At 36.5% G+C, this 22,419-nt stretch carries 20 protein-coding genes and 1 tRNA gene; 6 read left to right on the top strand and 15 right to left on the bottom strand.

All coding sequences use genetic code 11. The features are described from left to right. Positions 1–92 precede the first annotated feature (92 nt). Positions 93–581, top strand: a complete 489-nt coding sequence (locus ACFIKJ_RS04430) for a DUF488 family protein (protein WP_375648778.1) — start codon at positions 93–95, stop codon at positions 579–581. Between the two features lie 95 nt (positions 582–676). Further along, positions 677–880: an AlpA family transcriptional regulator gene (locus tag ACFIKJ_RS04425; protein WP_005865986.1), complete on the top strand. Its 204-nt coding sequence runs from the start codon at positions 677–679 to the stop codon at positions 878–880. A 99-nt stretch (positions 881–979) separates the two neighbouring features. On the opposite strand, the gene ACFIKJ_RS04420 is transcribed toward ACFIKJ_RS04425, so the two are convergent. The 4 genes from ACFIKJ_RS04420 to ACFIKJ_RS04405 form a co-directional block, all read right to left on the bottom strand. Then, a tRNA-Thr gene (locus ACFIKJ_RS04420) sits at positions 980–1,055 on the bottom strand. Positions 1,056–1,259: 204 nt separating this feature from the next. Then, positions 1,260–2,618, bottom strand: a complete 1,359-nt coding sequence (accC, locus tag ACFIKJ_RS04415; protein WP_375625732.1) for an acetyl-CoA carboxylase biotin carboxylase subunit — start codon at positions 2,616–2,618, stop codon at positions 1,260–1,262. Positions 2,619–2,632: 14 nt separating this feature from the next. Beyond that, positions 2,633–3,130, bottom strand: a complete 498-nt coding sequence (gene accB, locus ACFIKJ_RS04410) for an acetyl-CoA carboxylase biotin carboxyl carrier protein (protein ID WP_273787930.1) — start codon at positions 3,128–3,130, stop codon at positions 2,633–2,635. Positions 3,131–3,372: 242 nt separating this feature from the next. Continuing rightward, positions 3,373–4,245 carry a DsbA family protein gene (locus ACFIKJ_RS04405; protein WP_375670295.1) on the bottom strand — a complete coding sequence of 291 codons (873 nt, stop codon included), beginning with the start codon at positions 4,243–4,245 and terminating at the stop codon, positions 3,373–3,375. Positions 4,246–4,589: 344 nt separating this feature from the next. Here ACFIKJ_RS04405 and glpD point away from each other — a divergent pair, with 344 nt between their 5' ends. From glpD to cobT, 3 genes are all read left to right on the top strand, one after another. After that, positions 4,590–6,110: a glycerol-3-phosphate dehydrogenase gene (glpD, locus tag ACFIKJ_RS04400; RefSeq protein WP_375625736.1), complete on the top strand. Its 1,521-nt coding sequence runs from the start codon at positions 4,590–4,592 to the stop codon at positions 6,108–6,110. Between the two features lie 703 nt (positions 6,111–6,813). Beyond that, positions 6,814–7,794: a tRNA dihydrouridine(20/20a) synthase DusA gene (gene dusA, locus ACFIKJ_RS04395; RefSeq protein ID WP_375625738.1), complete on the top strand. Its 981-nt coding sequence runs from the start codon at positions 6,814–6,816 to the stop codon at positions 7,792–7,794. A gap of 392 nt (positions 7,795–8,186) precedes the next feature. Then, positions 8,187–9,173 (top strand): nicotinate-nucleotide--dimethylbenzimidazole phosphoribosyltransferase, encoded by a 987-nt coding sequence (cobT, locus tag ACFIKJ_RS04390; protein ID WP_375670293.1) that lies wholly within the window; start codon positions 8,187–8,189, stop codon positions 9,171–9,173. Between the two features lie 48 nt (positions 9,174–9,221). Here the strand turns inward: cobT and ACFIKJ_RS04385 are convergent, their stop codons facing one another. From ACFIKJ_RS04385 to topA, 7 genes are all read right to left on the bottom strand, one after another. Next, entirely contained in the window at positions 9,222–9,713 is a 492-nt protein-coding gene (locus ACFIKJ_RS04385; RefSeq protein ID WP_273722692.1) for an Lrp/AsnC family transcriptional regulator, read from the bottom strand. A gap of 21 nt (positions 9,714–9,734) precedes the next feature. Next, positions 9,735–10,364, bottom strand: a complete 630-nt coding sequence (locus ACFIKJ_RS04380) for a uracil-DNA glycosylase family protein (protein ID WP_375670292.1) — start codon at positions 10,362–10,364, stop codon at positions 9,735–9,737. Positions 10,365–10,391: 27 nt separating this feature from the next. Next, positions 10,392–10,949 (bottom strand): thermonuclease family protein, encoded by a 558-nt coding sequence (locus ACFIKJ_RS04375; protein WP_375627330.1) that lies wholly within the window; start codon positions 10,947–10,949, stop codon positions 10,392–10,394. Positions 10,950–11,279: 330 nt separating this feature from the next. Beyond that, positions 11,280–11,447, bottom strand: coding sequence for a 50S ribosomal protein L33 (rpmG, locus tag ACFIKJ_RS04370; protein ID WP_004864083.1), 168 nt, complete (start codon positions 11,445–11,447; stop codon positions 11,280–11,282). A gap of 104 nt (positions 11,448–11,551) precedes the next feature. After that, a complete protein-coding gene (locus tag ACFIKJ_RS04365) occupies positions 11,552–12,724 on the bottom strand; it encodes an MFS transporter (RefSeq protein ID WP_375627331.1) in 1,173 nt (390 codons plus the stop codon). A 288-nt stretch (positions 12,725–13,012) separates the two neighbouring features. Next, positions 13,013–15,286, bottom strand: coding sequence for a ribonuclease R (gene rnr / locus ACFIKJ_RS04360; protein ID WP_375625747.1), 2,274 nt, complete (start codon positions 15,284–15,286; stop codon positions 13,013–13,015). Positions 15,287–15,289: 3 nt separating this feature from the next. Then, on the bottom strand, positions 15,290–17,863 hold the full coding sequence (topA, locus tag ACFIKJ_RS04355; RefSeq protein WP_375627332.1) for a type I DNA topoisomerase: 2,574 nt from the start codon (positions 17,861–17,863) through the stop codon (positions 15,290–15,292). 266 nt (positions 17,864–18,129) lie between these two features. On the opposite strand from topA, the gene ACFIKJ_RS04350 reads away from it, so the two are divergent. Beyond that, positions 18,130–18,336: a hypothetical protein gene (locus ACFIKJ_RS04350; protein WP_005773510.1), complete on the top strand. Its 207-nt coding sequence runs from the start codon at positions 18,130–18,132 to the stop codon at positions 18,334–18,336. Here ACFIKJ_RS04350 and dprA read toward each other — a convergent pair. From dprA to ACFIKJ_RS04330, 4 genes are read right to left on the bottom strand one after another with little or no spacing between them, the layout of a single operon-like run. Further along, positions 18,266–19,480: a DNA-processing protein DprA gene (gene dprA, locus ACFIKJ_RS04345; RefSeq protein WP_375627333.1), complete on the bottom strand. Its 1,215-nt coding sequence runs from the start codon at positions 19,478–19,480 to the stop codon at positions 18,266–18,268. The two genes, ACFIKJ_RS04350 and dprA, sit on opposite strands and share 71 nt — an antisense overlap. Beyond that, the gene (gene plsY, locus ACFIKJ_RS04340; RefSeq protein ID WP_375627334.1) at positions 19,455–20,087 is read right to left on the bottom strand and encodes a glycerol-3-phosphate 1-O-acyltransferase PlsY; all 633 of its coding nucleotides are present in this window, start codon (positions 20,085–20,087) and stop codon (positions 19,455–19,457) included. The genes dprA and plsY overlap by 26 nt, the downstream gene beginning before the upstream one ends. An 11-nt stretch (positions 20,088–20,098) precedes the next feature. Then, the gene (locus ACFIKJ_RS04335; protein WP_375627335.1) at positions 20,099–21,400 is read right to left on the bottom strand and encodes a dihydroorotase; all 1,302 of its coding nucleotides are present in this window, start codon (positions 21,398–21,400) and stop codon (positions 20,099–20,101) included. Beyond that, positions 21,397–22,362 carry an aspartate carbamoyltransferase catalytic subunit gene (locus tag ACFIKJ_RS04330; RefSeq protein WP_273787943.1) on the bottom strand — a complete coding sequence of 322 codons (966 nt, stop codon included), beginning with the start codon at positions 22,360–22,362 and terminating at the stop codon, positions 21,397–21,399. The genes ACFIKJ_RS04335 and ACFIKJ_RS04330 overlap by 4 nt, the downstream gene beginning before the upstream one ends. Positions 22,363–22,419: the final 57 nt, after the last annotated feature.

Genomic DNA, 22,419 nt, shown 5'->3' with positions numbered 1-22,419 from the left:
AGATTTTGGCAAAAGCTGCTTAAACCTATGGGGGTGCTCTCTCCTTCTCCTCTTGCTTAAGCACCCCCACCCATTTACTAAGGAAATTAAACGTGTGTAACACCAAACATATTATCATACAGCCTGCTAAAGTTGAGGAATTTTGTTTTTTTACCATTGGCTATGAAGGTAAGTCCCTTGAGAATTATCTTAAGAGTCTCATAGAAAACAATATCAAAACTTTATGTGATGTTCGTAAAAATCCAATAAGTAGAAAACACGGATTTTCGAAAAGACAATTAGAGAAAGCTGTAAGCAATATTGATATTGAATATATGCATATGCCTGAACTTGGAATTGCTTCTGAAAAACGAAGAAATCTGAAAACACAAAAAGATTATGACCGCCTTTTTGAAGATTATCAAAATACAACTCTCAAGAATAATTCTTGTGCAATAAATAAATTATATCAAATTTTTTTAAATAAAAAGCGTGTTGCAATCACCTGTTTTGAAGCCAATGTATGCATGTGCCATAGAGGACAACTCGCATTAGCTCTTACTCAATTGCCTGATTGGAAATATGAAATTGAACACATCTAAAAAATAAACTTGCAGATTTTTAAAAGTTGGAGTGCTTCACATGCCTTCCAGCCCCCCACCCATTTAATTAACATAAAAAAGAGAAAGGTAATGAGATGATATTTGATGATGGAGATAGATATGTAACGACACGTGAGTGTGCACAGCTTTTTAGTGTATCCACAACAACGATTCGCAATTGGGTGCTTCAGGGGTTGTTTCCGGAGCCATATAAGCTAGGGAGAGCAGTGAGATGGAGAAAAAAAGAGATCTTAGCCTTCACTCCAAAGAAAAATAAGGAGCAAATAAGAACAAATTAGGTAAAATTATATAAACTGTAGAAGGTGGTCTAAAAGGTGGTCTGAAAATGGCTATTTAAAGAAAAAATCTATATATTTCAATATGTTGAAGATGTAAAATGGTGCCCCCAGAGAGACTCGAACTCCCGACCCCCTGATTACAAATCAGGTGCTCTACCAACTGAGCTATAAGGGCGTAACCATGTAGGAGTTAGCACAAACTCACAAAAAGGAAAACAGAAAATTATCAAATTTTGTACATATTAAAAGAAAACTATATAACAAATAAAAAATAACCAACTTATTTCCTCTTTTACCACTTTTTACAGCAAGATTGGAATTATCCTTATGTTGATATCTTATAGACTCTTTTATAAGATATCAACATTTTGCTATCGAATTACGAATCTGAAGACTTTGATTGATGAGAAAGGTATTTTTCTAGCCAGTGAATATTATAATTACCATCAGCAACATCTTGATTATTAATAAGATCGCGAAAAAGAGGTAGTGTAGTTTTTATTCCATCCACGACAAATTCATCTAAAGCACGCCGTAAACGCATCATACATTCTAAACGGGTACGCCCATGAACAATCAGCTTTCCAATCATGCTATCATAATAAGGAGGGATACGGTAACCTGAATAAGCACCTGAATCAACACGAATCCCTAAACCTCCAGGTGTATGAAAATGTGTAATGGTTCCAGGTGATGGCGTAAAGTTAATAGGATCTTCTGCATTAATACGGCATTCAATGGCATGACCAGAAAAACAGACATCATCTTGTGTCACTGAAAGCTTGCAGCCTGATGCAATATGGATTTGTTCATGGACTAAATCTATACCTGTAATTGCTTCAGTTACAGGATGTTCGACTTGTAAACGCGTATTCATTTCGATAAAATAAAATTCGCCATTTTCATAAAGAAATTCAATAGTACCAGCTCCACGATATCCAAGTTGGGCACAGGCATTTGCAACAATACTACCAATTTTTTTTCGTTCAGTTTCACTAAGTGCAGGTGATGTAGCTTCTTCCCATACTTTTTGATGCCGTCGTTGCAGTGAACAATCCCGTTCTCCTAAATGAATAGCATTTCCCGCACCATCACCTATGACTTGAATTTCGATATGACGGGGTTTTTCTAAATATTTCTCTATGTAAACAGCGTCATCACCAAAAGCAGCTTTCGCTTCTGAACGCGTTGTTTTGAGAGCTATAGAAAATTCTTGTTCAGAATGAACGACTTTCATACCACGTCCGCCACCACCGGCAGAAGCTTTGATAATAACGGGATAACCAATTTCACGAGCGGTGCGTAAAGCATCAGATTCTTCAGTGACTGCTCCATCTGAACCGGGAACTACAGGAATACCAAGTTTTTTGGCGGTTTTCTTTGCTTCGATTTTATCGCCCATGATTCGGATATGAGTAGCTGTTGGACCGATGAATGTAATATCATGGGCTTCTAGAACATCTGCAAATTTTGCATTTTCAGAAAGAAAGCCATAACCTGGATGAACAGCATCAGCTCCTGTAATTTCACAAGCAGCAATAATTTGCTGAATACTCAAATAAGAATCGCGAGCGGGAGGAGGGCCAATACAAACACTTTCGTCAGCAAGACGAACATGCATTGCATCTGCATCAGCGGTAGAGTGAACAGCCACGGTTTTTATGCCAAGTTCTTTACATGCACGTAAAACGCGAAGAGCAATTTCTCCCCGATTAGCAATGAGGATTTTTCGAATCATGGTTGCCCCTCGCTTTATTCAACAATAATAAGTGGTTCACCAAATTCAACAGGTTGGCCATCTTTGACAAGAACAGTGGTTACCGTGCCTGAGCGTGGTGATGAAATTTGATTCATTGTTTTCATGGCTTCAATAATAAGTAATGTCTCTCCTTCAGAAACATTTTGTCCTACTTCTACAAAAGGTTGTGCACCTGGTGAAGGTGCAAGATAAGCTGTTCCAACCATCGGAGAGGTTATTGTGTTTTTTGATTTATCTTCTTGGATAGATTGTATAGGAGATTCAGTTGTTGGGACTGGAGAAGATGTTACAGAAAAAGTAGGAGTAGAAACAGGAGCATAGATTGCTTGCTCAGAAGAAGTTAAGGTATTTTGGCGTGAGACACAAATACGAAGCTCCCCTTGTTCAACTTCAATGTTCGTTAAATTGGTATCATTCAAAATTTCAGCAAGATCACGAATAATTTTCGTATCAATTGCGGTTTTTGCCGAATCCATTTTTTTTGTTGCCATTTTATTTCTAACTCCTTGATCAATGAAGATCGTCATTATCTCATTTTATGACCGAATATCTCTAGATTAGGGATGACATCTTTTGAGGCTTTAAAGATTTTTATTTCCTTTAAATCATTATACTTTGCAATTTAAAACTCGTATCTGCTTTACGCAAAATTGCACTTATAAGCCTGTTATCAAAAAAGAGAAAGCATAAAATTACCTCACTTACAGTATTCTTCCTAAAACTAATTAGGTATTCACCGTGTATTGTCTATCGCTTGTTCTAGAGTATCTTGTCTGGCTGCGCCAATGAATATTTTATTACCAATGATGTAAGAAGGTGTTCCCGTAATATGAAGTTTAGAGGCAATTTGGATATTTTCTTTAAAAGCGTTTTGTAGAGTGGGATCTTTTATTGCATTATGTAGTTTTTTTTCATCTGCTCCTAATGAAACAGCTACTTTAATAGCTTTAGCTTCATTTGCGCGACCCTGATACATTAAAAGCGTTTTGTGAAACTGAGGATATTTCTCTGGAAATTGTTTTCGAAATGCGTAGGCAACAGTATGGGCTGCCATAGAATCAGAGCTTAAAATTGGTAAATCCTTAATAATAACCTTTAAATCTGGATATTCTTTTATCAAGTCTTCTATATGTGAATAGGAACTTTTACAATACCCGCAGTTGTAATCAAAAAAATTGACAAGCACTTTTTTACCATTTGGGTTTCCCAAAATGGCGTCATGAGGAGAATGAAAAATTTCTTTTTCTAATAAATGGATGACAGAAGTTTGTATTTTGTTTTCGTATTCATTCTGTTTTTCCAGCTTATCTTGAAGAATAAGCTGCATTTCAATCAGAATTTCTGGATGAGTAAGAAGGTACTCTCTGACAATTTGTTGAATATGATGAGAATCAGTATGTGGTATCATTTTTTCTTTAAGCTTAGATAAAAAGCTAGAATCTTCCAAAAGTTGTGTTTTAAGCTTTTCTAAGCTTAAATGATTTGCTGTTTTTGAGTGTGATGTTGCGTTTGATAAAGAAGGTGAAAAGATTAAAATACTCGACATAACTGGGACTAAAATTTTTGAAAGAGGTGTTATTTTCGAATTTTGAGAGTGATGAGTCATCTGTGTACCTTCACATTTCCTAGTGTGTCATTGAGTGAACTATATGAAAAGCGTTATCTATGTGCAATAAAGCATTTAGCTATAGTGTGTATTTAAGAGTGAGAAAAAACATCAATTTTTCTCTAAAAAGACTTCATATGATGAACCTTGGCTTGGCAAGGATATTTTTTGTAAAAGATAAAAAAAATCTCTTTAATTTGTCAAATGTTGTTTTGATGTATAAGGGTATCAAAAGCTTTTTGTGCGTGTTTATTTTAGGAAAAAGTACGTTGATAATACAATGAAGAACCCTTGTATTATTTTTTCCTATTGCTTTATTGAGTACTGAGAAACAAACTTAAATAATGAAAAGTGAAATTATGAAAACCACAACACATTATGAACTGTTTATCATTGGGGGAGGGATAAACGGGTGTGGATTGGCAAGGGATGCAGCAGGACGCGGATTTAAAGTGGGATTGGCTGAAATGAACGATCTTGCATCTGGGACCTCAAGTGCGTCAACAAAGCTTATTCATGGCGGGCTTCGTTATCTTGAACATTATGAGTTCAAGCTTGTTCGTGAAGCATTGAAAGAACGCGAGATCATTTTACGTATGGCTCCACATATTGTGCGTCCTTTGCGTTTTCTTCTTCCTTATCATAAAGAATTGCGCCCTGCTTGGATGTTGCGTTTTGGACTTTTTATTTATGATTATTTAGGGAATTGGAATCAGAAATTATGGCGCAGTAAAACAATTAATTTTTCAAAAAAATTTCGCTCTACACTGAAGAAAGAATATCAGAGAGGTTTTGAATATTCTGATGCAAGAGTAGATGATGCGCGTTTAGTTATTGGCAATGCTCGTGATGCAGAAAAATGGGGCGCTGATATAAAAGTACGAACAGAAGTTCTCTCTTTAAAAAAAGAAGACAATAAATGGCGTATCGTTCTTCAAGACAAGTTAAGTAGCAAAAAATATAGTGTCACAGCTTCTTATGTCGCGAATATGACAGGACCTTGGATTGATCATGTTTTGGCAAGCATATTAGACTATAACGAACATCCACCAGTACGACTTGTTAGAGGTTCTCATATTTTGGTTCCCAAGCTTTATACTCATGATCGTGCTTATATTTTTCAAAATGGTGATGGGCGTATTATATTTGCTATTCCCTATCAAGAAGAATTTACCTTGCTTGGAACAACAGATTGTAATTATCAAGGAGATCCGGCTGACGTTCATATTACTGATACAGAAATTGATTACATTTGTGCAGCAGCCAGTGAATATTTCATACAACCAGTGTTGCCTGAAACAATAGTCTGGTCTTACTCTGGAGTTCGTCCACTCTATGATGATGGAGCTTCAAAAGCACAAGAAATTACGCGCGATTATGTTTTAAAAGAAATGGGAACAGGAACAACACCAAAGATTCTTAATCTTTATGGTGGAAAGATTACAACTTATCGTAAGTTGGCTGAAGATGCGATGAAATTTGTTGAAAAAGCGCTTGGTAAAAAGGGAGCATCATGGACGGCTAAGACAGTACTTCCAGGGGGCGATTTTCCCTATAATCAATTAGATATAATCGAAAATAAGATTGCTCTTTTGATGCCAGATTTAGATGCTTTTACACATCGCAGACTTGCACGCTCCTATGGTACGGAAGCATTAGTGATATTTGCACATGGTAAGGAAAATAGAGGAAAAAATTTTGGACATGGGCTTTATGAAGTAGAAGTAAAATGGTTGATGGAAAAAGAATGGGCTAAAGTATGTGAAGATGTGTTATGGCGTCGTTCAAAACTTGGTCTCCTATTTAATGAGCAAGAGGTTGATACTCTTTCTTCCTATATGCAAAGCCAACAAGAGACTGAATAACCTTTATGATCATTTTATTTTACAGATTTTATCTGCAATATTGTAAAATATTTTCTTCAAGAAATACTGGTGTCAGTCATACATTTTAAAAAGACAATGATTGTCTATACCCTAATTTTAGTTTTTTTTGCAAGAATCATAAAATGGCAAATTAGATAGAATATTTAGGATAAAATTTATCTATCTTATAAAGTGAAATCCAAGAATGTTACCAAGAATTATTCATTGAGAAAAAATGATTTATAATTATATGCGTGTAAAATAAGGATTTTTGTTCTTTCTTGAGGAGAAGATAAAAGCATCTTCTGTAGCGTTTATTTGCACAATAATTTAAAAAAATCTAAAGAAAATTAAATCTATTATGAAAAATTGTACAATGTTTTAGTTTATCGTTTATTATCTTAAACGCTGTGCTAAATCATGTAAGGATAGAGGCTTGATGAGCGTAAGAAGAACTTGTAAATGAGTTTTTTATATTATAGTGAAAATTTTTTTCATGTTTATATACCTAAACAGTAATCTGTGAGAAATGCCATATTGTGTTTTATCATGATTGATTGTAGTAAACCTTTATAACAATTGAAGATAATGGGCTGTTATTATACTCATGATAGTATAAGAGAATAAAATTTTCCGTAAACTAAAATTAAGTATTTTTCTATGTATAAAGAGAGAGCTATAGGGATATGAGAGTAATACCCTCATGACATTTTACAACCTTCCATCGCCTGTAAAATTTGCAGTAGCACCAATGTTGGACTGGACAGACCGACATTGCAGGTTTTTTTATCGTCTTTTAACGAAAAAAGCACTCCTTTATACGGAAATGGTGGTAGCAGATGCTGTCATTCATGGTGTTCGCGAACAATTGTTGGCTTTTAGCGATAAAGAATGTCCAGTTGCATTACAATTAGGGGGGGCGGATCCGAAAAAGTTAGCAGAAGCTGCAAGAATTGCTGAAGATTTTGGCTACAACGAAATAAATCTCAATGTCGGTTGTCCATCGAATCGTGTTCAAGCAGGTGTCTTTGGGGCTTGTTTGATGCTACATCCAGACATTGTGGCAAATGCCGTGGAAGCGATGAAACGAGAAGTTACTATACCAGTAACTGTCAAATGTCGGATTGGAGTGGACGAACAAGATGAAGAGTTGGCGTTAGATCTTTTGGCTAATCAGGTTTGGAATGCTGGATGTGATGCGCTCTGGATACATGCACGCAAGGCATGGCTGCAAGGATTGAGTCCGAAAGAAAATCGCAATATTCCGCCCCTTAATTATGAAAGGGTTTATAGATTAAAACGTAAATATCCTCATAAATTCATTGGAATAAATGGTGGAATTAAATCGATTGATGAGATCAAAGAACACTTAACTTTCTGTGATGCTGTCATGCTTGGTCGCCAAGTTTATCATGATCCAGATTTGTTAAAACATATTGATTTTGAACTCTATGATGAGGCGCAAAATAATCTGAGTGAGAGTGATCTTATTGAGGTTATGTGTGATTATGCTGCTCGACATATTGCATCGGGGGGGCGGCTTTCTCATGTGACTCGTCACATGATTGGTTTATTTCATGGGCGGGGTGGGGCACGTCGATGGAGGCAAATATTATCAAATGATGCGACAAAACCAAATGCAGGTATATGTATTTTAAAAGAAGCTTTTTGTGCTCTCATTTAATAACAGCCTGACAATTAACATATGTTAAAGTTGAGATCCTTTGTGTTTTGATTTCTTTATGATCATTTTGATCCTTTTGATTTTATAAGTTTTTGAAAGTTTGCAACTTTTGTTATAGAAGGAATGTTAGAATTTATATATTAAACAACATGTTAATTGCTCCTATTTAATAGAGAAATAGATTAAGAGCATACTGTAAAAATAGTAATAACATATTGATAATATTTTAAATCTTTCATGTTTGCTATTTGATTAGAAAATAGAATATAGAAATCATTGCTTTCATAATATTTAATGTTTTTAAAGCACTGTTTAAAAAAACAATAAATTATTCATATCCTGTATATATGACGTGATTTTCATAAACATTGTAGATTTTAAAAGGTATCCTTATGACCGCTAGTCCATTTGATGATTTTCGTGCTTTGCTTACAAATTTACCTGTTGCTGATGAGTTTTCTATAATTTTGGCAAAAAAACGGCAAAAAAACTTAATAAAAGAGCAAGGAACATTGGGAAAACTAGGGGATATTGCTGTTTGGTATGCGGGATGGAGGGGGACAGAAAAACCTATCGTAACGCGACCTTTAGTCGCTATTTTTTCTGGAAACCATGGTATAGTAGAAGAAAATGTTACACCATTTCCACAATCTATGACACAAAAGATGGTGCAAAATTTTGCATCGGGTGGAGCTGCTATCAATCAAATTTGTATTGCTTATGATCTTGGATTAAAAATTTTTGATTTAGCATTGGAATATCCAACAATGAATATTACGAAGGATGCCGCAATGGATGAGCGGAGTGCGGCTGCTACAATGGCATTTGGAATGGAATCCATTGCGGGTGGAACAGATCTTTTATGTATTGGAGAAATGGGCATTGGAAACACCACAATAGCTTCAGCTTTATGCTTAGCATTGTTTGGAGGAGAAGTGGAAGAATGGACAGGAAATGGTATGGAATTAGACGATGATTTTTATCAACGTAAAATTTCAGCGGTTAAAACAGCCATTTCTTTACATAAGGATTATTTTAATGATCCTTTTGAGATAATGCGTCGCTTAGGAGGACGTGAAATTGCTGCCATGGTTGGTGCTATTTTAGCAGCAAGAATAGAAAAAATACCCGTTATTTTAGATGGTTTTGTGGCAACAGCAGCTGCAGCGGTCCTTTATAAAATGCATCCAAAAGCTCTTGATCATACCCTTGTTGGACATGTTTCTTCTGAGAAAGCTCATCGTAAACTTTTAAACAAAATTGGCAAAGAACCACTTCTGGATTTGGGGATGCGTCTTGGTGAAGGGACAGGAGCAGCTATAGCAGCTGGTATTGTCAAAGCTGCTGTTTTAACACATGCACAAATGATGATTTTTTAACACGAAAGTTTGAATGCCTAAAAGATAATGAGATGATATAAAAAACTCTTAAGGATTTTGTTCATGCGTTTTGTCGTGTAATTTAATATAATTAAGTGGAAGTTCCGTTGTATATTTAATCTGTTCCATTGCGAAAGAAGATGAGACATCACGGATGTCAATTTTAGAAATTAATTTTTTATAAAAAAGATCATAAGCTTCAATGTTGGGCACAACAACACGCAACAAATAGTCAATATCTCCACTCATTCGATAAAATTCAATGACTTCACGGAATTCTTGTACAATTTTTGAAAAACGCTTAAACCATTCATGACTATGTGTGTTTGTGCGAATAGACACAAAAACAGTGACGTGCGCATTTACTTTTTCTGGAGAAAGAACGGCAACACGACGCTGAATGACGCCATCTTCTTCAAGCTTTTGAATTCTACGCCAACAAGGAGTGGTCGAAAGTCCCACTTTTTTAGCAATATCAGCAACAGAAAGTGTCGCATTTTCTTGCAAAAGATGTAAAATTTTTCGGTCAAGACGATCCATATTTTTTCTCAATATTTTAATTTATAAAAATTTACGCACTAAACGACGCAGATATACAATAAGCTCATCGTTAAACCATGGATTTTTCTGTAACCAAAAAGTATTTCGCCATGATGGATGAGGCAAAGGCATAACATTATAGCCTTGAGGTTGGGGAATGGAAAGAATATTTCTCCAATCACTAACGGTTGCTGAAACAGTTTTATGTTTTAATTCCGTAATATGCCATTTTTGCGCATAACTGCCAATAGCAAGAACAAGCTTTATTTGAGGCATCGCTTGAAATGTCTTTTCATGCCATATTTCTCGACATTCACGTCTCGGTGGTAAATCAGCTTTATTTTTGTCATAACCTGGAAAACAAAATCCCATAGGAACAATAGCAAAAAGAGATCTGTTATAAAATTCTTCTTTCGTTACCCCCAGCCAATCACGCAGCCTTTCGCCAGAGCGATCATTAAAAGGGATAGAAGTTTCATGGACACGCAATCCTGGTGCTTGTCCTGCAATTGCAATCGAAGCCGTATCGGATAAATAAACGATGGGATTTGGTTCGTGAGGAAGAGGAGGAAAATAATGTGGCTGTTGGATACAAACACGACAGGAATAGATTTTTTTTTCAAGTTTAATAATCTGATTACATCGTTTCATTGGTCAATGAAATTAAAAAATATTTTTTTATTCAGTGCGAGGATTTGCTTTGCGCCATTCTCGCGGTCGTTGAAAACTTGATGCCCATATTCCTTTCTTTTTCCTTCTAGCTTCTTGTTCTTCTTTGGGATATTCATAATAACTTACAGCCCAACCATTATGTACAAGCGTCGCGTTGATATTGCTAACTTGTTTTGTTTTACATGTTGCAAGGATACGACGGTATTGGTCTGTTTTATGCCAGAGACATGTAACAGTTTGATTTTCTATTAGTTTTTCTAAATATTTTTTTGCCTCAAGCCCACAAGGGTAGCGTTTCTCCTTTTTTCCACAAAATTGGTGGAGTTCAGGAGCATCAATTCCAGCAAGTCGAATCCTAATTGAAGAAATCATGATAGAATCACCATCAATGATTAGTGCATTTCCTTTAACAGAGTTTTGAGAAAAAATTTTTTCTTTTTGAGGCAACTGCTGGTTCTGCTTAAAATAAATTGACATAACGATAAGAAAGCTAGCAGCGACAAAAATACTGAAACCGGTAATTTTTTTAAAACTTCTTAGATTAAAATGAGAATTTTTTTTCATGAAACCAAGAAACTGCTAACATTATTATAACGCACTCTATTTTAGTATTGCTTATAATTCGTCCAAAATTCCATTTATATGACGAAACAATGTCTCGTTTTAATGAAAAAATCTCGTTAGATAGCACAATAATCAATACTCATGTAGAATATATGTAAGCAACTTAAATAATAAATCAACTTATCCAAATTCGTACAAAACATACAAATTTTAAAGTAAACTTTTTAAACTTAAGGGAACAAAAAACACCCCTCAAAAAATAATTTTGAAGAGCAATATCCCCACATTCTTTTTGGAGTATAAAATCTATCAATTCAATGATAAGTCTATTTATTTAATTTTTGTTTCTTTAAATTCAACGTGCTTTTTTACAACTGGATCATATTTACGCTTGCTCATTTTATCTGTCATTGTACGGCTGTTTTTCTTTGTTACATAGAAAAAACCGGTATCTGCAGTTGATAAAAGCTTGATCTTAATGGTTGCTGCTTTAGCCATAATGTAAGAACCCTATTTATACTGAAAAAATATTATCTTGCTATCAAAACCTATTTTTGATGTCATCAGATTTTCCAGCAACACTACGGATGTTCTCAAAAAAGTCAAGAGCTGATTAATTTTCTTATAAGTTGGACAAACACCAAAGTGACATATAAACTAAAAAAAACAGCTATAGCTATTGAAAAACCGAAAGGATTAAAGATATCCATGGATTTTCCGATAACGGTCGGCCCGATAAGCATACCAATTCCATAGCAAAAAATAAAAGCAGAATTAGCAGCAGCAAGTTCTTGTCCCTTGAGACGTGCCCCTAGATGTGCAAGACCGATTGTATAAAGGCTCGCTGATACACCACCAAGAAGGAACAGATCAAGCATTAGAATCCATGGATATTGAATGATCCATGGTACCATGAAAGTTCCCACAAAACCTAAGATAGCGCAACTTATCAGCGGATAGCGTCGATCTTTGGCATAATCGCTTATAATGCTAATAGGAATTAAGAGGAAAACATTTCCGAGCGCAAGGGCTGCCATAAAGTGTGCTGCTTCATTCTCATTATAACCAATGGATAAACTAAAGGGTGTAATAAGAGTTAATGCGCCCATTTGAATAGCACCGTAAACAAGTACTGCCATCATAGCGCTTGGAACGTGAAAAAGATAACGAAAAAATGGTGTATATTGGCTTTTTTGAAATTCTGGACTTAATTTCCAAGCGGCAAGAATTGGGATAGCAGCTAATATAATAAGACTATAACCAACAGCAAAAGGAATAAATCCTTGTGTTCCCACTTTTGCTAATAGCGTTGGACCTATCGCAAACCCTAATCCTAGGACAATAGCATAAATGGAAAGAACCAAACCACGTCTTTTAGGGGGAGCATAACTGTTGATCCAAAACTCTGACAGGATAAACATAACCGTCATAGTAAAATGTAATATAAACCTTAAAATGAACCAAACCCATATGGATTCGAAAAAATAGAATCCTAAAAAACTTAACGATCCTATGGCCATCATAAATAATATCGTTTTAGAAATGCCTAAGCATAGGGCGATTCGAGAAGTAAAAATAGCTGCAACAATTGTGGCAAATCCACCAACAGTTCCACTATAGCCGATCATACTATTGGAAATACCTTTCTCTGCCATAAGAAGAGAGACAAGTTGTGTTCCTATTCCCAATGCTGTTCCAACGGTGCCAATAGTTACAATAGCTGCAATAATTGCACGCAAAGAATTGTTTTGAGAGTTAAAAGCTTTTTTTTTCATGAGAATGGCTTAAGGTACTTTTGTTTATTTAAACAATAAAAAGATGAGCTGAAATGAAAGGGAGCCAAAACTATTCTTTGCAGTTTTTCTCATTTCTTGAGTATAAAAAACTGCAAGATTTCTATATGGTTATTATAGAGATAGCAATAAAATTTATCCTCTTGTATATTAAAGAAAGAAGATTGTACACATAAAATAATAAAAATATTATATAATATAAGTCATTTCTTAATTTGAAGTTATTCATTCTTTTATTATTCATATTCTATTTAATGGAGGATAAGAAGCTTAATTTTTTCTCCCATAAAAAGTATGCTTTTGTTTTTTAAATTTGTTTTTATGGTAAGATGTCGGTGAAAATTTTATTGGACGAGGTTTTGTTAAGAGTTCAAAGCATAAAGCGCCAGCAAAAGGTTGTACCGTTATAAGTTTTACTTCTACAACATCACTGAGCTGATAGCCTTTATGGCTACGCTGTCCTACAAGAACATGATGGGCTTCATCAAAATGATAATAATCATTTTTAAGTGTAGAAATATGGACAAAACCATCTGTGTTGAGTTTATCAAGTGAGATAAAAAGACCTGCTTTTGTAACTCCGGAAATGCGACCTGTAAAAATACGGCCGATTTTATTCGTTAAATAGTGAGCAACAAGCCGATCAATAGTTTCCCTTTCAGCCATCATTGCACGGCGTTCATATAAAGAAATTTGCGTAGCAATTTCTGCGAGATTTTGTTCTTGTGTATCTGTTAACTGATCATTTCCTAATTTCAGCGTTTTAATGAGTGCTCGATGAATAATAAGATCAGCATAACGGCGGATAGGGGATGTAAAATGTGTATAATTATGTAGGTTTAAACCAAAGTGGCCGATATTTTTGGGATTATACTCAGCTTGAGATTGTGAGCGCAGAATAACTTGGTTGATCAATTCTTTTTGTGGTGTATTCGTCATTTTTGCCAGAATGCTATTAAGGCGCGCTGAGGTAAGTTCGCTTCCGCGGGAGAGTGGTATCCCCAAACTTTGAAGAAAGCTCCGAAGTATTTCTTGCTTAGCAAGAGAAGGTTTTTCATGAATACGATAAATGAGGGGCTGGTGATGTTGTTTTAATGTTTCAGAAGCTGCAATATTGGCTTGTATCATAAACTCTTCAATTAAACGATGCGCTTCTAATTGTGTTTCACTCACAACATCTTTTATGCATCCATTTTGATCAAGAATAATCTTTTTTTCTGCAATTTCTAATTCTAGTGGTTGGCGACGATTTCGCGCAGCTTTAAGGCATGTATAGGCTTCCCATAAGGGTTGCAAAATGCTCTCAAAAAGAGCGGCTGTTTTTTCATTTATATTACCTTCAATTGCCAATTGTACTTCTTGATAAGAAAGCTTGGCTCTTACACGAATCATAGTACGATGAAAACTATGTTTTCGTTTATTACCATTTGCATCAAAAATCATACGAACGGCTAAAGCTGGTCTTTCTTTTCCTTCACGCAGAGAACATAAATCATGAGAAAGGCGCTCAGGTAACATTGGCACAACGGTATCGGGAAAATAAACAGAATTTCCGCGTTTCAAAGCTTCTTTATCTAATGCGCTTCCTGTTTTGATATAGTAAGAAACATCTGCAATGGCCACAATAATAATCCAACCATCATTATTTGCTGGGTCCTTATCCTTGGTTGCATAAACTGCATCATCATGGTCTTTTGCATCTGGTGGATCAATTGTAATAAATGGTAACTGTCGCCAATCTTCACGATTATCCATATTGGCAGCTTTGATATGTTTGACTTGCTCAAGAACACTTTCAGGAAAAATATAAGGAATTCCTTTCGAAAGAAGTGCTATCATTGAGAGTGTTTTTTCACTCTTAATATGCCCTAAAACATTTTTTATTTTTGCGCTCTTTAATCCGTAACCAGTATTTTTTTTAATTTCGACTTCAACGAGATCACCGACTACAATCTTCATTTCTGGAGACATTTCAACAATGAGTTCATTGGTTTTGCGGTCTATAGGATCAAGGCGCCATTGATTATTTTCAAATTTTCTTACAACAGCAAATGCGCTTTTGGGAGATATATCAATTTTACGAATAATTCGTCCCGTATAAGGGGGGCTTGAGCTTTCAGAATTTTTATTTCGAAAAACTTTTACAAGAATATGATCTCCAACACCAATGCTACTTCCTTTTATGTGATGAAAAGAGTGTATTTCAATATTGGGCTTTGGAGAATCTTCCCATTCAAGAGGTTGTGCAATAAAACTCCCATCTTTATCACGTCCGCTAATTTTTACTAAAGTAACAGGGGGTAATTTTCCTTTGTTTATTGCTCTTTTGTGTTGTTTAGATATAAGATTTTGATCCTTCAACTCACGTAATATATCTCTAAGCCAAATACGAGAATCGCCTTTTAAGTTAAAAGCTTTGGCGATTTCTCGTTTACTTGAGTGGTTAGGATTCTCATTTATAAAGGAAAGGATTTCTTCCTTATTGGGAAAATTTTTCCCCTTGAATGTAGAGAGATAATTTATGTTTTTTTTACCTTTAGCCAAAATTTATGTCTCTTTTATTTTTGCTTTTGTTTTAGAAGAAGCTCTTTTTGAAGTTGTTTTTTTACTCGATGCTTTAGCCGATATAAGTTCTAATGCCTCTGCCAGTGTTACACTAATGGGATCTTTATCTTTTGGCAATGTTGCATTAATTTTACCCCAATTGACATAAGGACCATAACGCCCGTTGCGCACGGTAATAGTTCCTCCTTCGGGATGCTCTCCTAATGTTGCCAATGCTGCAGATGTTGTTCTGCTTTGCTTGGTTTTGTTTTCTTGTTGTTCTGCCAATACTGTAACAGCGCGATTGATACCAATATCAAAAACTTCATCTGCATGAAGAAGGCGTGCAGATTTTCCGTTATGGCTAAGATAGGGACCATATCGTCCAATCGTAGCTGTGATTGTTTTTCCAGTTTCAGGATGAATGCCAATTTCACGGGGAAGGGATAGTAAAGCCAAGGCTTTATCAAGGGTTACATTTTCTGCCTGCCATTCTTTTGGTAGTCCTGCACGCTTAACTTCTTTGCTTTCACCAAGTTGAATATAGGGACCAAACCGGCCATTGCGAAGAGAGATATCTTTTCCTGTTTCAGGGTCAATACCAAGTATAACAGGTTCATCATTGCGTACAGTTTCATTCTCTTCTCCAGTATCTGTACCAAGTTGGCGTGTATACTTACATTCGGGATAATTGGAACAGCCAACAAAAGCACCATAACGACCGAGTTTTAATGATAATTGACCATTTTTACAAAGAGGACAGGAACGCACATCACTTCCATCTTCGCGTTCAGGAAAGGCGAGAGGTGCTAATGTTACATTTAAAACATCAAGAACATTGGTTATACGGAGTTCTTGGATATTGCTAATAGATGCATTAAATCCATCCCAAAAATCTCGCAATACGTCTTTCCAAGAAAGTTTCCCATCAGAGATAAGATCCAGCTTTTCTTCAAGATCTGCTGTGAAACCATATTCTACATAGCGATTAAAAAAATTTTCAAGAAAGGCTGTAACAATTCGTCCCTTAGCATCGGGAATAAGCTTTCGTTTATCAATTACAATATATCCACGGTCACACAATGTCGCCAATGTGGAGGCATAAGTTGAAGGACGACCAATTCCTAACTCCTCAAGCTTTTTAATTAATGAAGCTTCAGAATAACGAGAAGGGGGCTCTGTCGTATGCTGTACAGATTCAACTTTTTCTTTTGTAAGTGCTTCACCAGTGTTTATTTGTGGTAAACGTGTTGTTTCATTTTCTTCATTATTTTCTTCGTCTCGTTGATCGGTGTAGACGGAAATAAAGCCATCAAAGCGAATAACAGATCCTGTTGCTCTTAGATTTGCACGGTTTTCTCCTTGTTGTGCTTCAATTTCAACAGTTGTGCGTTCAATTTCAGCAGAACGCATTTGGCTGGCAATAGCACGCTTCCATATCAGCTCATAGAGCTTTGCTTGATCGCTATCGAGAAAATTACGGACTTGACTAGGATTGCGTTGAAAATCTGTTGGACGGATCGCTTCGTGTGCTTCCTGTGCATTTTTTGCCTTTGTTGAATAAAAACGTGGTTTTTCAGGAATATAGTCTTTACCGAAAGTTTCATGAATAACTTTTCGTGCTGAATCAATAGCCTCTGGTGCTATTTGCACACCATCGGTACGCATATAAGTGATAAGCCCAGCCGTTTCACCATTAATTTCAATGCCTTCATAAAGCTTTTGGGCAATTTGCATAGTGCGAGAAGCTGAAAATCCTAATTTTGAAGAAGCTGCTTGTTGTAGTGTGGAGGTTGTAAATGGAGGAAGAGGATTTCTCTTTGTAGGTTTTGCTTCAACACTGAGTGTATGATATTGGGCTTTCTCCAACATAAAGCGAATTTGGTCTGCTTGTTCTTGAGACTGAATATCAAGCTTGCCTATTTTTCGTTGATTAAACATTGTCAATCTTGCTTGGAAACTATCATTTCGGATGGTTTTTAATTGTGTTGTAACGGACCAATAATCTTCTTTGATAAAATGTTCTATTTCTGCTTCACGATCACAAATAATACGCAAAGCAACTGATTGAACGCGTCCTGCTGAACGTGCACCAGGGAGTTTCCGCCATAAAACAGGTGAAAGTGTAAAACCAACGAGATAATCAAGTGCGCGACGTGCAAGATAAGCATCTACAAGTGATGTATCAATATCACGTGGATTGTTCATAGCATCAAGCACAGACTTTTTGGTGATGGCATTGAAGACAACTCTTTTAATAGGTTTATCTTTTAAAACTTTTTTTTGACGAAGAACATCCAGAATATGCCATGAAATAGCTTCCCCTTCACGATCAGGGTCTGTTGCTAATATAAGGCTATCGGCTTCTTTAACGGCTTTTGCTATTTCATTTAAACGTTTAGCGGCAGCAGAATCTATATCCCATTTCATAGAAAAATCTTGATCCGGTAAAACAGAACCATCTTTTGCAGGCAAATCACGAACATGTCCAAATGATGCAACAACTTTGTATTGAGACCCAAGATATTTATTTATTGTTTTTGCTTTTGCTGGAGATTCAACGATAACGATATTCATAATTTTACCCAAATATTGAAATAAAAAACTTTTTTATAAACGCCTTTTACGCGAATAGCTAATGACAATTGCTTAAGAGCACATAAAAAAATATTAGCCATATAAAAAACATGAATATTGTACAACTTATGATTGTTATTATTAGAATACACCCTATATAGAATTACACGATTTACTTTCCACTGTTATTACAGGAACATACGGCGAAATACTAAGATAACGTCTATTGAGAGGTAGGAGGGGGAAATGCTCAAGGATAGAGGATTATGTTTATAAATCATTTAAAAGTTATCCAATATATTACAGACATGTCTAAGCAAATGAATCAGATGGCGCGTCAGGCGCATAGTCCGCTTTTAGCATTGCTTTTGGATATGGTTGCCAAAGAAGGGCAAAGCATTATTAATAGTGCTGAGGCTCTTGGGGAAGATCAAGATTCGACAATGACACACAACCACCAGAGTGTCGAATAAGCTTTCCAGCAAGGTCGAGTTCTACCAACAAGAGGTAGAGAGTTGGAAGTGGAACACCTGTGTGGGTACTGAGTGTGTCTAAATCGATTGGCGTTGTTGAAAGAGCAGAGAGAACTGCTGCACGTGCTGCATCATCACCTGCTAAAGAGGGGCTGCTGTTTTTTTCATCTGCTAAATTGAAATTCTCCTTTTCAAGTTGTAAAGAGGATGGTTCCTCAAAAAAATTGAGTTGCGAATTTGGAAGCGGTGAAATTAATGGCGTAAGTGTTTCTATGATGTCAGAAGGATGTGTGGTGAGTAGAGCACCGTCCTTGATAAGATTGTTTGTACCAACAGATCTTGGATCAAGTGGTGAACCGGGAATGGCAAAAATTAACCGTCCCATTTCAGCTGCTTGACGTGCGGTAATTAAGGACCCTGAGCGCAGGGCTGCCTCTACAACCAAGAGACCAAGTGATAGAGCTGCAATAATACGGTTTCTTCTTGGAAAATCGATAGCACGCGGCTTCCAAGAAATGGGCATTTCGCTGATGATGGCTCCACCGTTGGCGATAATATCTTCATGCAACTTTTTATTTTCAGGAGGATAGATATGATCAATTCCCCCAGCCATGACTGCAACAGTTCCTGTTTTTAAACTTGCTTGATGCGCAACGCTATCAATTCCACGAGCGAGCCCAGAAATTGTTATAAAGTCTGCTTCTCCGAGAAAACGCGCAAATTGAGCCGTAAGCTTTTTTCCCGCAGCTGAAGCATTTCGAGAACCTATAATTCCAATAGAAGTTTTTTGAAAAATTGAAACATTACCTTTAATAGCAATAAGCGGCGGAGGGGCTTCTGTAACCTTAAGAAAAGCTGGATAATCTGGTTCTCCCATACCGATAAACCGAACACCTAATCTTTTAGCTTTTTGTATTTCTTTTTCTGCATCTTCTAAGCTTGCTATTTTAATAGATACAGAACCACCACCTTTTCTGCTAAGCTCTGGCAACGCTGCCAGAGCAGATTCTGCTGTTTTATAATGATCAATGAGATTGCGAAAACTAACAGCTCCAATATTTTCACTGCGCAACAACCGTAACCAATTTAGACGTTGACGATCAGTGAGCAGGATTCCTTTATTTATCCCCGTTTTGAGTCCCAATCTTACTTTCTTCCCCAATTAATAATCTACCGATATTTGCGTAATGCTTTATATACACAAATATGCTCATCACAATCAGCATAAAATAGAAATAAGGATCGGAAAAGTAAAAAACAAATATCGCAGTTATAACAACAGAAATGAGTGCGGATAATGAAGAATAGCGTGTGAGGAGAAAAATCGTTATCCATACAATAATAAAAATAATTGCTGCAGGCCAATAGATTCCTAAGCAGACCCCTAGATAGGTAGCAACACCTTTGCCACCTTTAAATTTAAGCCATATGGGGAAAAGATGTCCTAAGAAAACAAAAAAACCTGCTAGAGAAACAAGGATACTATTGTCTAGCGGATCACTAAAAAACTTTATAACGAAAACAACGATAGTTCCTTTCAACATATCACAAAGAAGTGTTAGAGCAGCAAGTTTTTTATTTCCTGTTCGTAAAACATTTGTAGCTCCAATATTGCCGGAACCAATTGTTCTCACATCGCCAAGTTTGGCTAATCTCGTTAAAAGAAGACCAAATGGAATCGAGCCAATGAGATAAGATATGAGGAAAATAAACCATGGAGTGGACTGAAAAAATATTTCTGCTTCATTCATTAAGAATCTCATTAAGTTTGTTGATCAAGTTTAAAAACGGTTTTCCCTTTCACAAAGGTCTGGAGCACGCGTCCTTGAAAACGTGCATTCTCAAAAGGGGTATTTTTTGAACGTGAATAGAGATTCTCTTTCGAAACAACCCATGGTTCTTCAAGATCAACCACAATAAGGTCTGCATGAGCACCTTTCTTCAGTGTTCCTGCATTGAGTCCAAAGAGCTTTGCAGGCGCCGTTGACAAAAGTTCAGTTATCCGTAAAAGAGATAGGCTCTCATCATGGTAAAGGCGTAAGGCTGCACTCAATAAAGTCTCCATACCAATAGCGCCAACCGCCGCGTCATTAAATGGTAAATGTTTTGTATCGTTACTCTGAGGATCATGAGAAGAGACAATAACATCTATAGTCCCATCCTTTATTGCTTCAATCATTGCTATACGGTCTTCTTCTGTACGCAATGGGGGCATTAAGCGAAAAGAGGTGCGATATTCACCAATGTCATTTTCATTGAAAGATAAATGATTAATAGATATACCCGCTGAAATTTTCTCACTGCGTTTTTTACCTAAACGAAGTGCATCAGCAGAGAGTGCTGTTGATATTTGAGCGGCATGATAGCGTGTTTGCGTTAATACTGCTAATCGCAGATCCCTTTCAAGTGGGATAACTTCTGCTTCGCGGGGGATGCCAGAAAGACCAAGCCAACTGGCGAGCAGTCCTTCATTCATCACACCTTGTCCTGTAAGATCTTTATCTTGCGTTTCATGCATCAATGGAACATCAAAATCACGCGCATAAGTCATTGCACGTCGCATAACAGATGAACTTTGAAGCGTTTTTTTTCCTTCACAAAAGGCAACAGCTCCTGCAGCTTTTAGTAAGCCGAATTCCGCTATTTGCTGTCCGTTGAAACCTTGTGTGATCGCAGCAACGGGATAAATATTGACCGATGACTTTTCTTGTACTGTATGCCTAATAAATTCAACAAGTGCCACATTATCAATGATTGGACGCGTATCTGGCATCATGAGGAAAGAAGTAATACCACCTGCGGCGGCGGATTGACTTGTTGATGCGATTGTTTCACAGTGTTCATTTCCTAATTCTCCAACAAAAACGCGCGCATCAACAAGGCCAGGGAGAATTGCTTTGTTTTGTGCGTTAACAATTTCTGCTTCTTCTGGGAAACCCTGATTCAGAGCTTCTTTTCCAGCAGCTATAATCCGTCCATTTTCAACAATAACTGTACCAATTTCATCGATTGCGCGCGAAGGATCAATAATACGAGCATTTTGAAAAACAATTGGTTTTATCATTTTTTTTCTCCACTGATCTTTGCGCGTGAATCTAATAAAGCCTCCATGACCGCCATACGCACTGCAATTCCCATTTCTACTTGTGTATGAATCATACTTTGTGGTCCATCTGCTATGTCAGATGCAATCTCTACACCACGGTTTATTGGTCCAGGATGCAGAATAATGGAATCATTTTTGGCATAGGCTAAATTTTCTTTATGTAAGCCAAAATAATGGAAATATTCATGCGTAGAGGGAATAAAAGAACCTGTCATCCGTTCATGCTGTAAGCGCAACATCATGATAACGTCAGCATTTTTAAGACCTTCTTTCATCGTGTTAAAAACCTCAACACTCATATGAGCGATTTCTGCGGGCAAGAGTGTTGAGGGAGCAACAACACGAACACGAGCACCCAAAGCATTGAGACTCAGGATATTGGAACGGGCAACACGTGAGTGTAAGATATCTCCACAAATCGCAACAGTTAATCCTTCAATACGACCTTTTGCTCTTTTAATGGTTAGAGCGTCTAATAAAGCCTGTGTTGGATGTTCATGAGCACCATCACCTGCATTAATGACACAACAATCAACTTTTTGCGCTAATAAAGCTGCCGCTCCTGCACTGTTATGGCGAAAAACCAGTATATCCGGCTTCATCGCATTGAGAGTTGTAGCTGTATCAAGTAATGTTTCTCCTTTTTTTACAGATGAGTTGCCGATCGCAAGACTCATCACGTGTGCACCTAGCCTTTTACCCGCTAATTCAAAAGAAGATTGTGTTCGCGTAGAGGCTTCAAAAAAGAGATTAATTTGAGTCCGTCCATGCAAAGTAGATTTTATTTTATCAATTTTGTTAGAAAGGATAACATTTGCTTCTGCACGATCAAGCAATGTATTAAGATCTTGTACACTTAGATCTTTAATAGCTAAAAGATGTTGATGAGGGAAAAGTGGAAAAAAATTATCTTGAATCATAGCATTCTTCTTTATCTCTCTCTAAACAGGTTAAACAAGCATTTGTTTGAATATGAT

Origin of the sequence: Bartonella sp. PS7NMGDW, assembly GCF_042193585.1 — a bacterium.
In the GTDB taxonomy this organism is placed as follows: domain Bacteria; phylum Pseudomonadota; class Alphaproteobacteria; order Rhizobiales; family Rhizobiaceae; genus Bartonella; species Bartonella grahamii.
This window is presented reverse-complemented; position numbering and strand designations above follow the sequence as displayed.